Below are 12,628 nucleotides of genomic sequence, written 5' to 3'. Positions count from 1 at the left end.
TCCCAGAATAGAGTAGGAAAGAGAGGTGAAGCCAATGAAACAAAAGGTAACGATAGCCGCGGTTGGGGATATTCTCATGTGGAGAGAGCAAATCGCAACTGCTCACCTTCCCGGGACAAACCAGTATTCATTCGCGGACATGTTTGCTCCTGTCGCGCCTATTCTGCAAGGCGCAGATCTGACCATCGGAAATCTAGAAACAACCTTTTCCGGGAGTACGCAGCCCTATCAAATCGGGTCAGCACGAGAAGGCTACCCTCGCTTCAATTGTCCTGATGCCCTCGCTGCTGATTTGAAAAAGGTAGGCTTTGATGTACTGACGACCGTCAACAACCATTGTCTTGATGGGGGTACAAACGGACTTTTTCGAACGCTGGATATACTCGATCAGCATCAAATTGATCACACAGGCACATACCGCAATCAACAGGATGCTTCTACCTATCTGATTAAAGAGGTGAATGGCATCCGCATCGGGATTTTGGCTTATACGTACGGAACGAACAAACAGCAAATCCCGCCAAACTCTCCTTGGGTAGTCAATCTGATCATCCAGGAAAAGATTTTGCAGGACATTACTCGGCTTCGTCCCCTCGTCGATCTCCTGATAGTGTGTCTTCATTTTGGACTCGAATTCCGTTATATCCCAACCAAAAGACAAAGGCTGCTTGCCCAAAGCATTTTGGATCAGGGGGCAGACGTCATTCTCGGTGCTCACCCCCATGTATTGCAGCCAGTCGTGACCCCGAAGATCAAAACACCCGATGGACAAATCAGACGAACCGTTGTCGCATACTCACTCGGAAATTTCACTTCTGAACGTATGCTTAATTTCGAGACTTCATTATGTGGCGCAATTTTACGCTTAACCGTGGAAAAAGATGAACAAGGGCAAATAGAAATTACGCACATTTCGGTCGTACCTACCTATTCACACCGCTTTTTTTCAGGGGGACGTGTCCGGTATCGCGTCATTCCGATGCGTTCTGCTCTGCTTTCCCCGGACAAATTTCTGACGCTGACCCAGCGCAAGAAACTCAGGCTGCTCTTTGGCCACTCCAGGCGCACAATCGGTCCACGGTTTATCTAGACAACAAGAAGGGGTGAGATTGCCAGCGCAGTCCCACCCCTATTTCCTATTCCTATTATAAATCAGTGCATACAGTAACAGCTGGCGCTTACGGCGCTACCTGTGCCTCTTCTTTATAAAGTACCTGCTTCAAGCACTCCGAAGCTGCATCAAAATCCAAACTTTTTATGAGCTCAATTTCACTGATGAGGAGCTGTTGTGCCTGATCCAGCATGATTTTATCTCCTGTCCCTAGCACCTTTCCTTTGCTGATCAGGAACAAATCGCGGATAACCTCGGCACCTTCGTAAATATTGCCGCTCTTCATTTTTTCCGTGTTCATTTTGTACCGTTGTGCTGCATTGATGCTTAGATCGGGTTTCCCCTCATGCAAAACCGCCAACACATGCTCCAAAATATCTGCTTCAACTACCTGGCGTATACCCAGAGCGGACATTTTTTCAACAGGGACCATAATGTTTAGCTCTTTTAACACCATGTTTAGTACAAAATACAGATGCTTTTCCCCCAGAAACTCCTTCTCCTCCATGACCTCGATGATTCCAGCACCGTGCATGGGATAAAAAATCTTGTCTCCAACTTGAAACATACGTCCACCTCCTTCAATACGATCCATTTCATTATACCACAGATTTTCATTTTAAAATTTTTAATTTTATCACAGGAAATTATTTTAAGTCAATATTTTATTTTGGATAAAATTGCATGAAGAATGATGCCCTCCCAGGTTCGCCCCAAAGAGGTTAACCAGCAGCTTTTTGAACCTCACGTCCCCCACCTACTTTAAACACAATCACCCCAGCGATAATGACCAGGACCCCAAACAACTGCTTGCTTGTAAAAGGAACTTGTTCCAGGCCGAACCAGCCAAGTGAATCCCACAGGAGGGCGAAGCCTAGCTGAGATGTAAGGACAATCGAAATCGCATACGTAGGCCCAAGCAATCTGATCCCCTGTACGAGACTGATAACTACCCCGACACCAATGATTCCGCTGAACCAATACCAGAGCTGCATATTCGCTAAGGAAAACAAGTGCTTCCCTTCTAGTAGCAGCCCGATGCCAAACGAAGCGAAGAAGCCCATTCCCAATACAAGCGTGGTAGTTGTCCATGTCCCCGCGTGTTCATTCACTTTACTGTTGAATATATTTTGCAAGCTGACCAATGCGCCAGCGGTAAGTGCCAGTAACAGCCCAACAATCATGTTGCTTTCCCCCTTCGTTCATTCATAAATATTGCCTCTTGCCAGTACAGCCAGTCCTTCCCTGTCTTTCACGACGATGTATCCTTTGCTTCGCTCGATCAAGCCATCCGCAGACATTTGCCCGATGACTCGATTCAGATGCCGATAGCTCGTGCCAATCAGGCTGGCAGCATCCAGTAGCTGGTCCGACCCGAGCTGTCCTTTCATTAATGAATCAGATTCGTCATAGGAAACGGATAGCAAATAGCTGGCCAGACGCACCTCTACCGGATGCATTAGATTGAAACTAAGCGAATTGGATTTTAGTGTAAATTTTTTTGTAAGGGTCTCCAGTAAAAATTGCAGGAAGGGAGCGTAATCAGAGCTGTATTTTTTCAATAACCGATGCTGGATCCCAATCAACCATACCGTCGATACCGCCTCTACCGAATTGAGGTTCTCCATCTCCCGCACGTATTCGATCTCTCCAATCACCTCCAGCGGTGTCTTGAAGGATAAGATCAGTGTCTTCCCTTCTGCCGTCGTCATGTAGATTTTCACCTTTCCTTTAACGAGCACATACAAAACATGCGCTTGCTCTCCTTGGACGCATATGGGCTCTCCGGGATCAACACGAAACAGCGATAATTGGGGAAACAGCTGCTTAGGAAACACAGATTCTAGCTGATACTCACGCAAAAAATGGTTTAATTGCTCACGATCCGAGATTTCGATCATAACTTCGTTCCCTCCAACCCTTTTCCCACCGCTTTTTATCACAGGAGGCTTCTATCATCTAAGAATGGCTACACCCGCGATCATAAGACCAATTCCGATAAAATGAGGGAGTCTCATCTGCTGTTTTGCCACCCCAAACCAGCCATTACTATCAATAAAAAAGGTCAAGCTTAGTTGCGCAATCAAAACAGCGGATATCGTCAGCGTAGCACCGATCTGGTGTATCGCAGTGACATTGCTAAAAATAATGACCGCCGCCAACGCACCACCCGCCAAGTATAACGGCTGGACTCTTTTCAATCCTACCCATTTACCATCCCGCACGACAAGCAAAATACATAAGGCCGTAATAAAACCGGTAAGCTGGGTAAGTGTCGCCGTCTGCCAGGTTCCTATATCTTGGCTGATTCGGGAATTGGCTACTCCTTGCAAGGTAATGAAAGCCCCACCGATAAATGCAAAGAAACTGCCTTTCATTTCGTTCTCTCCTTGAGGTCGTTTTCCTTAATTAAAGGATAGAACCTGACTTGCAAGAAAGGACATATGTCCTTTACTTTACTCCGTACCTTGTGTAAACACGAATCCCCCGCAAAGCGGACAAACCCTTCTCTTTATGGAATTCGTTACAGCTTTAGAATTTTTGTTAATTTATATACTTTTTGTATAATAATAGGGAAAGGAGTGGATGGAATGAACAAATTTGAAAAGGTCATTTTGTATATTTTGAGCTTCATCCTTTTTCCGATCGGTTTTATCACGTGGATCATTTCGTTATTTAACCAAAACCCGCAAATGAAAAAGGTCGGACGAACCGCTTTATACTTTTCACTAGCTTCTTTTTGTCTCCAGTTATTGATTGGGGTTGCTAATTTTATTTTGTATACGAATGTGACAGTTCGATAGAGGTGGGGGCAAAATAAAAATAGCCCCGATCGGTTCGAGGCCGGCTTACTGTCATGGTGGAAAAAGAAAGAGGAGCTGCAAATGCGGCTCCTCCTCGAATCAATTAAAGTAAATTTTTCTTAACTACATAAGTCTCCAATGCGCCATTCGCTGCTTTTACAACCACCTTCACAAATGGCGTTCCTGAAGAACCATCAAGGACTGTGGCGGTTTCTGGTGCTTCATCCGAGTCATTGAACTCAGTTTCAGTTGTAATAACACTGTTGACTAGTACAATCTTGAACGTCGCTCCAACGTCATTAGTTTGCAAACTGCTCCGCAACTGTGTAGTTGTAACAGGACCGTAGTCATACGAAACCCAAATCGTTAACGGTTCGTTGGGATTAATATAAGAGTACATGTTTCCATTTCGTACTTTAATCGTTGCATCACTGCTTAACGGCACACTATTCTCGTCTTATTCCTTTTCGGTATTATAACGAGCCTACACCGTGCGGGCGACTTTCATCGCACACGGCGTTCCATCAACAGATAAAAAGGTCTCCTTTCGTCATCTGAAACTTACAATGGGCATATTCATTCTATCAAGCTACCATCAACACAGAATAAACAAGGAAACTTCTGATGGTGTCCGACCTTTGGTTCTGAAAAAGAAAAAGAGGCCAAATGAACGTCTCACAAAATCTCCCGATAAAATAAATCTGGGTAAACCGTTACTATGCTGTTTGAATCAACTGTAATGCTCTCCTGAAAATTCCCGCTTTGCTATCGAGATAACGCTGATTCACTTACAAACCGTGAAGGAAACCTTTGTCCCCAGGTCAGGCTGGCTCTGTATCTGCAGACCTTTTCCGTATATTTGCTGTAAGCGTCGGTGTGTATTCAAAAGACCTATCCCTGATTTTTGCTGACGATTTGTAGCAAATAAGTGACGCAAGGTAATTTCGTCCATCCCTACCCCATCATCACTGACAACGATTTCAGCACAAGTCCCCAAATTCGTAATTTGAATGCTGACAGTCCCCCCACGCAATCGCTTCAAGACACCATGTCGAATTGCATTTTCTACAAGTGGTTGGATAGAAAGAGGTGGAATTTGCAGTTCGAGATTATCATCGATATCCCAATGAATCTGAAGCTTGTCATCGAAACGTACCTTCTCAATGTACAAGTAAGACCGCACAAGATCCAGCTCCTGCGAAAGCGGAACAAGCCTTCTCGAATTACTAAAGTCAAAGCTTGCTTGTAAGAAGTCGGTCAAAGCTTCCAGCAGCCCACTCATCCGTTCAGAATCTACTAGCTTTAGAGCGGTGATAGCATTCAATGTGTTAAACAAGAAATGCGGCTCTATCTGTGCTTGTAGCCATGCTGCTTCCATTCGAAGCCTCTCTCGTGCCGACTGCTTCATATCCGTTAAAGCTTTCACGCGTGACCTCAACTCTTGGGCATCCACAGGCTTTGACACATAATCGTTGGCACCAGCTAAGAACCCCGCATGGATATCCTCTATTTGACTACGAGCTGTTAGGAACAGTACGGGTAGCTCAGAAAGGGAGTATCTCTCCCTAATGAGACGTGTCAACTCGTAACCAGATATGTTCGGCATCATGACATCGGTAACAACCAGATCCAATTCTCGCTGCTCCAATATAGACAAAGCCTCCTTGCCACTAGTCGTCTTGATGATGTCATATTTCTCTGAGGAAAGAATATTGGTTAGGATCTGCAAGTTAACAGGATCATCGTCAACAGCCAAAACCGTTATTCTATCTTCGGGAATGCTTACTTGTTCTTCTATTTCAGCATCATTTGCCGTATGAGGAGCAGTTGCCGAAATTTCTCGCTGTACCACATCTTCTGCTTGGTGATTTGAAAGATCGGGCATTTGTTCTTTTTCTTGCGCCAATGGAATGGAAAAACGAAAATGCGATCCCTGGTCTGGCTCAGAGTACACTTCGATTATCCCACCATGCAACTCTACAAGCTGCTTAGCGATGCTCAGCCCAAGTCCAATGCCACCACTCATAGTTTGCGTGTCATTTTCTCCCTGTTCATATGGCTGAAAAATACGTTTGAGAGTTTGTTCATCCATGCCGATGCCTGTATCGATAACGCTGATCCTTGCCATACCACTCTCTTTTGTTGCATGGAGGGTTATGCTGCCTTCGTTTGTATACTTTATGGCATTGTGAACCAGGTTGAACAAGATTTGAGTAAATCTGTTTTCATCAGCGACGATAGCCGGAAATTTGTCTGGAATCTGATTAATGAGTCGAATTGATTTACCATGCAGCATAAATCTCATCATATCAGTGACACCGTTTGCGATACCCTGAATCTTGAGAGGACGAACATTCAGACGAATACCATTCTCCTTCAATCTGGTTAAATCCAGTAAATCGTTTAATAAAAAGGACATGCGTTTCCCGACCGTAACGAGTAACTCAAGATCTGCTTTTTTCTTTTCATGGTGTTGGTTGTCCCAATCTTCCAAGACAGTTTGAGCGATATTAATCATCCCATGAAGTGGATTACGCAGTTCATGTGACGTGTTTGCCAAGAAGATATCCTTCATTTTGTCAGCAGCTTGTAGTTGAGAAGCTAGCTCGGCGGTGCGCGTCGAAGCTCGAAAGTAACGTTTGAACCAAAACGAGGCAAACATCAAAAAGGCTACGATCAAATCAATCGGATAATAACCGATATCTGGCCAGAAGAGACCCTTAATAAAACCGCCAAGGACGTTTGTCAAAATGCCGCTAATTCCCAAAGAAATGAAAATTGCATCTTCATCGACGGTTACTGCCGTTCGAACGGAGAGGACCAGTAAGATAATGCTTGCCATTAAGGTCAGACCGAAATAAAAAGAAGCTAGGACCGTTGTCAGCTTTGCAGGAGTGCAAAGAATAACGATCGCTGAAATGGCGCATATCCAGAAGAACCAGTTGAATATGTTATCCTTCCTGGGAGAAACCAAAATGCTTCTGGCAAAGTGCATCAGGAATGCAGCCACACCAATTATAGCCAAATAAATTAGTTTAATAGACCATGCATAATCGATCGGTAGCCAATACAAAAGCAATCGGTCATCATCCATTAGGGTCATAAGCAATGCAAAGAGAATAAGTATGAAAAAGGAAAGCAGAGCCTTTTGTCGAGTTCCTATTAGATAGAGGATACAAACATAGATGGCATGCATGACCAAAACAGTGCAAACAATCACCTGCATGCTGATTGAGAACCACCTGTCCCTTTCAACTGCCTGCTCATTGCCAAGCTTGATGGAACTAATGATTCCTCCCCTTCGAAGATGATCGTAATTCGCTACCTGGACTACGATATCCAGTTCGCTTTTATCGGTGGTAAAGGTAGCGGTGTAAGGGACATTTCGAGCTATGTTTTGATCGAGTTTCTCAGCCGGCTTACCTGAGCTTCCAACCAAGTGACCATTTACAAATACTGCGGACGCGGATACTACATACGATAACTTGATACTATACAAACGCTGAGGATCAGGCTTGACCCATACACGCAAACGATAAGTTCCGTAGCCAATTTTTGAGTTCGTCTCAGGATTTAAGGTTCCCGCCCAGTTTCCTGGAACTTGAATGAAGGTAGGTCGATTACTAATAGTAGATGTGTTCGGAATCAAAAGTTCGTGAGGATAGAATTCCCATTCTCCATTCAATGTCAGAACACGATTAGAATGGAAATCGAAGTCCCTGAGATCAAGCACTCCTTGTTCCGCTCCTTTGTGATTCGGCTCCGCAAGCAGTAGGTACCAGGTTGTCCGGATCGCTAATAGGAAAATAACAAATAGGGTAATTAGAAGGAAGATCTTTCTTTTTGTCAATGCTCTGGTCCCCCACAAAGTTACATTTCTCTGTTACATATACTAATTTTACAGGTCATAAGTGTAAACCTCTTAAATCAAATGGATGTGTTTGTCTTTCATATTATTACATACTTCATATGGATTTGGCTTATCTGTTCTGAGCCTGATACCGGGGGTTAGATCCACGTCTGCGTGCTGATGCTGCAGAATTAAGTGCCAGTAATTTCCTCGGGGCAATAAAAGTAGCCCCGAACGGTTCGAGGCTGGCTTAGTGGTGGCGTCAAAAGAAAAAGGAGCCGCGTTTGCAGCTCCTCAAGAATAGAGAAAATGGTTTGTTTTTAGTCGATGGACACAGTTAGATTCGGTGATATGTCAGTGTTTGGGGTAGTTGCAGTAAATTGTACAATTGCCGATAAAGGCAAATTAATTACCGAGTACCCAGGTACTCCATCTTCGGTCAGTTGCGCAGCGATTGCTGCCGCTACCTGAGTAGGCAATTGACCAGCTGTAACTGCAACTGTGTGGGGAACCTCCCCAACTTTTACAGTAATATTTCCTGTGGCAGACGCCCCGGTTTGTACTGTGAAGATTGTTGATTCTGTTTGCTCATCCGTTCCGCCTGAAAGAAATGGTGCCGCTGAAAATTGAAATCCATTGTAATTGCTAGTAGTAACCCTGAATTCGTTCCCAGCCTCTCCTACCTCATAGTACGTAACCGTGATTGTCGATCCAGATAGCGATGCATCCACTAATGGGTGGTTATCGATTAAAGTAACTAGCTCGTCAACTGTACTGAATGTGGTGCTACCGTCACCAGTTGATGCCTTGAAAAAAGCTGTTCCATTTACGCTAATTCCATCTCCATTTATTGGAGCTACCCAGGTTAGTTTAATCGATGCTTTTGTACCTGGAGAGCCTTCCGTAATATTTCCTTGCATTCCAGTTACTCCCGGATCGCTATTCTCGCCTTATTCCTTTACGGTTTTATAACGAGCCTACACCGTGCGGGCGACTTTCATCGCACACGGCGTTCCATCAACAGATAAAAAGGTCTCCTTTCGTCGTCTGAAACTTACAATGGGCATATTCATTCTATCAAGCTACAATCAACAAAGAATAAACAAGGAAACTTCTGATAGAGTCCCATAATCAGATCCCTCTGGTCACCTCTCCTTTCCTATAGCAGGCAATAAAAATAGCCACGAACGGTTCCGGGCAACTCAAATTCCTGGTGATAAAAAATACCCCCGGGATTACCCCCGAGGGCTGGTTGATGGAAATCGTGATTACTCAATATCTTTGCTTGTTATATTGGAAACACCCGCTCGCTGACCTCCATCAACAATCATCCGGAAATAATAGGTCCCGGATGCGAAGGATGGTAATTTTGCATTTACTTGATCCGTTGTAGAGGTAATAGGGCTATCCAGTTCCGCATCTTGCCATGTTTGTTTGTCTGTTGAATATTGAATTTTAGCCGAGGTAACCCCGGTTAGTTGGGAAAATGACAGAAGTACATATACATCTCCCAGCTCATTTTTTGCGGTTCCATAAGCATCCAAATCAGTAATCGGTTTTGAGCTATTCTCGACTTATACCCTTAGCTTCGGGAGGGCTTTCGTTCGAGCCTACACCGTGCGGGCGACTTTCATCGCACACGGCGTTCCATCAACGGGTAAGAAAGTTTTTACAACGGGCACCTTCAGGTTAACCTACTAACACGAGTTGGTAACCTATCCAAAGTTAATGCATTTCATCAGGGAGCCACAATAGCAGCTCCTTATTTGGTGTAAAGAAAAATCCCCTGAGATTTCTCCCAAGGGAATCGTTGATGGATACTATAGTTAATTAAGACGGAATGGTCACAGTTTTTACAACATCTCTATAACCGTTGGACTTTACAATAAACGTAAATGTTGATCCTGCTGACCACCCCATGCCGTCAGTCGCTAGGGTTCCAGCATTGTTTATCGTAAAATATGGTAAGTAATTTCTGTTATTACCGTCAATATAAATACCAGTAATATTTGTTCTCCAAGCCTCTCCTTCAGCATCTGTACTGAAAGTGAATACCACGTCTCTACTGGCAGTTGCTGTCGCAGTAACATCTGGTGCCGGCAATTCGCTATTCTCGTCTTATACCATATGGCTTTTATAACGAGCCTACACCGTGCGGGCGACTTTCATCGCACACGGCGTTCCATCAACGGATAAAAGGGTTCCTTCCGCTAGAGATTTACAATGGGCGTGTTCATTCTATCAAACTACTATCAACACAGAATAAACAAGGTAACTTCTGACGGTGTCCGACCTTTAGTTCTGAAAAAGAAAAAGACGCCAAATAAGCGTCTCACAAAATTTCTCGATAAAATAAATCCGGGTAAACCGTTACTATGCCGTTTGAATCAACTGGAATGCTCTCCTGAAAATTCCCGCTTTGATATCGAAATAACGCTGATTCATTCCCTCTTTCAAGTAAGGTATAGCTCTGATTCACCTGTCTATAGCCCAACTCAGCGGCAGATATGTAAACCACTCTGATCTCCTGTGGTTGCAATAGATCGTACGACAATCGTTTAATCAGTCGGTAGTGTATTCGTAAATGGCGTGTAGGAAGATCGCCATTTAATATGTATACGTTGATCAAAAACAAATCGTCCACAAAAACCACCTTTTTCAAAGAGGTTCATGCGGACGATTGTGGTTTAGGGGCGTTCGCAAATGAACATTTTATCTTTAATCCTTTTCTCTTTAATTGTAGGTATTGCAATGAATATGGATGCTGCTCACTTAGAGTCCGACAACACCTTTCACTCTATATAAACGGTGCTAATGTTGGTAATTCCTTGAAAAAATGCATCTATAGAATCACTGACTTTAATTCGAATTTTATTTACAATATATGTAACAACCACTCTTGTTTACCCGTATTCCTTTTAATACGTAATTTATATTTATATCCTTCTCATAATTGGGCAATGGCTAAACCAATAAGGCGGTGTCAATCATGAAAAAAGTGCTAACGCTGATTATTTTCTCAATTCTCTTAATTTATTCACTAAGCAACCTTATATATTTCCCCGGTTTTAAAGTTTATGCTTTTGATGATCTAGGTTTAATACAAAAAGAAAAGATAACTTCAATTAATATAAGAAATACTAAAGGTGAGGAAGTACATTTAACTGATCGTTCCATGATTGAAAAAGTATTAAATGATTTTTCAATCATGGAATTAAGTAAAAGAAAAAGAGAATCTGATACAAATAATACTGATGTGAAAGATAATAATGGGACCCCAAAATATTTTATCGAGTTAGAAAACAATGGGAATTTAGTGGAGATAATTTACCTTTCTGGTAATAAATATTTAAAAATCATTGGTTACAGTACAAATGAAACCATAATATACGAAATAGTAAATCACCCCGAATTAGAAATTGACAATATATTTAAATCCGCACTGAAATAAGCAACTAACTTAATAATCGAGGTCTTTCTAACATCCTGGCAAACTACTCATACTAAAAAGCATGTTCGGATGATATCCGAACATGCTTTTTTTAACTACAATGTAATCCAACCACTTCTGGTTTTAACGCGGTGAACTACTCCCTCACCGGTGATAACGCGACCACCATCAAAATCCATAAATGGCGCTTCGATCTCCACCTGAATATAGTCAGGATTTCTCTTCATGAAACGGCGGATAGAATGCAGTTCTCTATTAGCCTTCCGGACATGATCTGCAAGTTGATCACGCAAGCTAGGTTGGAAACCGAGGACTAAGCCTACAAGACCTAATGCAAAGTTCTTTTTCTTGGTAAAGGCCCATACCATCGTCGCTACTGAAGCGGAGATTGAGAGACTACTTGTCAAGAGGTTACTATCCATTTGCTCAATACCGTACTCGAGAATGTCCTCTGAAGTAGCAGTCACTTCATCCAATTCATCAGCTGTAACTCGAATTGTATCTGCATATTGCTTTAGTTTTGTTGCCATAGTTTTTCTTCCTCCAAATTTGTATTTCAAGTTAATTTCCCGGGATTTTTAACTTGTTACTAATAAAGGAGAAACAAAAGCTAAAAATACAACCCTTTTTACAAAGTAATGACTAAGTTTAAAAGAATTCTAAATTGTGATCCATGAGATGGACTCTTTGAAAAAAGCGTGGAAAGACGCTTTGCCTCACGCCCTTGATCCTGTTGGTTCCCGAAAAGATGTCCGAATTAGGGGGGACACCTCTTCATATATTTAGGTTGATTGAGTTTACACGAAATTCTTGACAGACCCACCAATTTTCTTAATTCAAACTATCTACAATTAAGGTCACAATTTATTCTTTTTCCATTCTTCTTTTTCCTACGTTGTTAATGAATTGAATCAGATCAGGCGCCGATTTAAGGTCATAGGTTCTTACTGCTTTCATTATCCTGATATAAACTTCTTGTCTATAGTCCTCTCTAATATCTTCTCTTTGTATCATGCGAAGAGACTTTTTTATTTTTGGCTCAAACATTTGAAATATTTCCATCATCGCTTGCTCATCATTATCTTCTTGAGTTCGTCTTACTAGCGGAAGTAGTTTCATTTTTTTCATCCTTTCTAACCATCTCTCTTATCTTTTGTAAAGCTCTTCGCTTTGTTTTGGATACTGCTTGCTGAGAAATATTTAACGACATAGCTATCTCCCCTTCTTTTAGCTCCTTCATATAAATAAGAGATAGTATATTCTTTTCTTTTTCAGTAAGCACATTTGTGAATGTCAACTAAAAAGTTGACCACCGTGCTCATCAAAAAATTGACCACCATGGCAAAATATTACCACCCGTTGGGTGGGTAACTTTTTCATGATCACGAGTGTTTTAAACTCTGCTTAAATCG

16 protein-coding genes are annotated in these 12,628 nt (G+C 42.5%); 3 read left to right on the top strand and 13 right to left on the bottom strand.

Translation table 11 applies throughout. The annotated features are described in order from the left end of the window. The first annotated feature begins 34 nt into the window (after positions 1 to 34). On the top strand, positions 35 to 1,090 hold the full coding sequence (locus tag C3B52_RS24600) for a CapA family protein (protein WP_103109030.1): 1,056 nt from the start codon (positions 35 to 37) through the stop codon (positions 1,088 to 1,090). An 88-nt stretch (positions 1,091 to 1,178) separates the two neighbouring features. Here C3B52_RS24600 and C3B52_RS24595 read toward each other — a convergent pair whose 3' ends face one another. The 4 genes from C3B52_RS24595 to C3B52_RS24580 all read right to left on the bottom strand — a co-directional run bounded on the left by C3B52_RS24595 (position 1,179) and on the right by C3B52_RS24580 (position 3,489). After that, positions 1,179 to 1,679, bottom strand: coding sequence for a CarD family transcriptional regulator (locus tag C3B52_RS24595; RefSeq protein ID WP_103109029.1), 501 nt, complete (start codon positions 1,677 to 1,679; stop codon positions 1,179 to 1,181). Positions 1,680 to 1,833: 154 nt separating this feature from the next. Beyond that, the gene (locus C3B52_RS24590) at positions 1,834 to 2,295 is read right to left on the bottom strand and encodes a DMT family transporter (protein WP_103109028.1); all 462 of its coding nucleotides are present in this window, start codon (positions 2,293 to 2,295) and stop codon (positions 1,834 to 1,836) included. Between the two features lie 18 nt (positions 2,296 to 2,313). Next, a complete protein-coding gene (locus C3B52_RS24585) occupies positions 2,314 to 3,012 on the bottom strand; it encodes a Crp/Fnr family transcriptional regulator (protein WP_103109027.1) in 699 nt (232 codons plus the stop codon). Between the two features lie 54 nt (positions 3,013 to 3,066). Next, positions 3,067 to 3,489, bottom strand: coding sequence for a DMT family transporter (locus tag C3B52_RS24580; protein WP_103109026.1), 423 nt, complete (start codon positions 3,487 to 3,489; stop codon positions 3,067 to 3,069). Between the two features lie 213 nt (positions 3,490 to 3,702). On the opposite strand from C3B52_RS24580, the gene C3B52_RS24575 reads away from it, so the two are divergent. After that, positions 3,703 to 3,915, top strand: a complete 213-nt coding sequence (locus C3B52_RS24575) for a hypothetical protein (RefSeq protein WP_103109025.1) — start codon at positions 3,703 to 3,705, stop codon at positions 3,913 to 3,915. Between the two features lie 103 nt (positions 3,916 to 4,018). On the opposite strand, the gene C3B52_RS24570 is transcribed toward C3B52_RS24575, so the two are convergent. The 6 genes from C3B52_RS24570 to C3B52_RS24550 form a co-directional block, all read right to left on the bottom strand. Next, positions 4,019 to 4,360: a hypothetical protein gene (locus C3B52_RS24570; protein ID WP_103109024.1), complete on the bottom strand. Its 342-nt coding sequence runs from the start codon at positions 4,358 to 4,360 to the stop codon at positions 4,019 to 4,021. Positions 4,361 to 4,699: 339 nt separating this feature from the next. Then, positions 4,700 to 7,765, bottom strand: coding sequence for a hybrid sensor histidine kinase/response regulator (locus tag C3B52_RS24565; RefSeq protein ID WP_103109023.1), 3,066 nt, complete (start codon positions 7,763 to 7,765; stop codon positions 4,700 to 4,702). Between the two features lie 320 nt (positions 7,766 to 8,085). Then, on the bottom strand, positions 8,086 to 8,685 hold the full coding sequence (locus C3B52_RS24560) for a hypothetical protein (protein ID WP_103109022.1): 600 nt from the start codon (positions 8,683 to 8,685) through the stop codon (positions 8,086 to 8,088). A gap of 348 nt (positions 8,686 to 9,033) precedes the next feature. Continuing rightward, positions 9,034 to 9,309, bottom strand: a complete 276-nt coding sequence (locus C3B52_RS24555; protein WP_103109021.1) for a hypothetical protein — start codon at positions 9,307 to 9,309, stop codon at positions 9,034 to 9,036. A gap of 286 nt (positions 9,310 to 9,595) precedes the next feature. Further along, positions 9,596 to 9,868, bottom strand: a complete 273-nt coding sequence (locus C3B52_RS36730) for a hemoblobin-interacting domain-containing protein (protein ID WP_164684911.1) — start codon at positions 9,866 to 9,868, stop codon at positions 9,596 to 9,598. 229 nt (positions 9,869 to 10,097) lie between these two features. Beyond that, positions 10,098 to 10,409, bottom strand: a complete 312-nt coding sequence (locus C3B52_RS24550) for a putative glycolipid-binding domain-containing protein (RefSeq protein ID WP_235615851.1) — start codon at positions 10,407 to 10,409, stop codon at positions 10,098 to 10,100. 345 nt (positions 10,410 to 10,754) lie between these two features. Here C3B52_RS24550 and C3B52_RS24545 point away from each other — a divergent pair, with 345 nt between their 5' ends. Next, positions 10,755 to 11,216 (top strand): hypothetical protein, encoded by a 462-nt coding sequence (locus tag C3B52_RS24545; RefSeq protein WP_103109020.1) that lies wholly within the window; start codon positions 10,755 to 10,757, stop codon positions 11,214 to 11,216. A 95-nt stretch (positions 11,217 to 11,311) separates the two neighbouring features. On the opposite strand, the gene C3B52_RS24540 is transcribed toward C3B52_RS24545, so the two are convergent. From C3B52_RS24540 to C3B52_RS38265, 3 genes are all read right to left on the bottom strand, one after another. Continuing rightward, on the bottom strand, positions 11,312 to 11,746 hold the full coding sequence (locus C3B52_RS24540; protein WP_103109019.1) for a hypothetical protein: 435 nt from the start codon (positions 11,744 to 11,746) through the stop codon (positions 11,312 to 11,314). Positions 11,747 to 12,080: 334 nt separating this feature from the next. Further along, positions 12,081 to 12,335, bottom strand: a complete 255-nt coding sequence (locus C3B52_RS24535) for a helix-turn-helix domain-containing protein (protein WP_103109018.1) — start codon at positions 12,333 to 12,335, stop codon at positions 12,081 to 12,083. Beyond that, entirely contained in the window at positions 12,295 to 12,498 is a 204-nt protein-coding gene (locus C3B52_RS38265) for a sigma factor-like helix-turn-helix DNA-binding protein (protein WP_164684910.1), read from the bottom strand. The genes C3B52_RS24535 and C3B52_RS38265 overlap by 41 nt, the downstream gene beginning before the upstream one ends. Positions 12,499 to 12,628: the final 130 nt, after the last annotated feature.

Source organism: Brevibacillus reuszeri (assembly GCF_002897295.1).
GTDB lineage: Bacteria > Bacillota > Bacilli > Brevibacillales > Brevibacillaceae > Brevibacillus > Brevibacillus reuszeri_A.
The sequence above is the reverse complement of the archived record's forward strand: the minus strand, read 5'-3'. Positions and strand labels throughout refer to the sequence as shown.

Bases quoted from the DNA above. Each gene is read 5' to 3' on its own strand.
- C3B52_RS24600 (WP_103109030.1), top strand. From the start codon at position 35: ATGAAACAAAAGGTAACGATAGCCGCGGTTGGGGATATTCTCATGTGG.
- C3B52_RS24580 (WP_103109026.1), bottom strand. From the start codon at position 3,489: ATGAAAGGCAGTTTCTTTGCATTTATCGGTGGGGCTTTCATTACCTTG.
- C3B52_RS24585 (WP_103109027.1), bottom strand. From the start codon at position 3,012: ATGATCGAAATCTCGGATCGTGAGCAATTAAACCATTTTTTGCGTGAG.
- C3B52_RS24535 (WP_103109018.1), bottom strand. From the start codon at position 12,335: ATGAAACTACTTCCGCTAGTAAGACGAACTCAAGAAGATAATGATGAG.
- C3B52_RS24575 (WP_103109025.1), top strand. From the start codon at position 3,703: ATGAACAAATTTGAAAAGGTCATTTTGTATATTTTGAGCTTCATCCTT.
- C3B52_RS24545 (WP_103109020.1), top strand. From the start codon at position 10,755: ATGAAAAAAGTGCTAACGCTGATTATTTTCTCAATTCTCTTAATTTAT.
- C3B52_RS24590 (WP_103109028.1), bottom strand. From the start codon at position 2,295: ATGATTGTTGGGCTGTTACTGGCACTTACCGCTGGCGCATTGGTCAGC.
- C3B52_RS24595 (WP_103109029.1), bottom strand. From the start codon at position 1,679: ATGTTTCAAGTTGGAGACAAGATTTTTTATCCCATGCACGGTGCTGGA.
- C3B52_RS24560 (WP_103109022.1), bottom strand. From the start codon at position 8,685: ATGCAAGGAAATATTACGGAAGGCTCTCCAGGTACAAAAGCATCGATT.
- C3B52_RS24540 (WP_103109019.1), bottom strand. From the start codon at position 11,746: ATGGCAACAAAACTAAAGCAATATGCAGATACAATTCGAGTTACAGCT.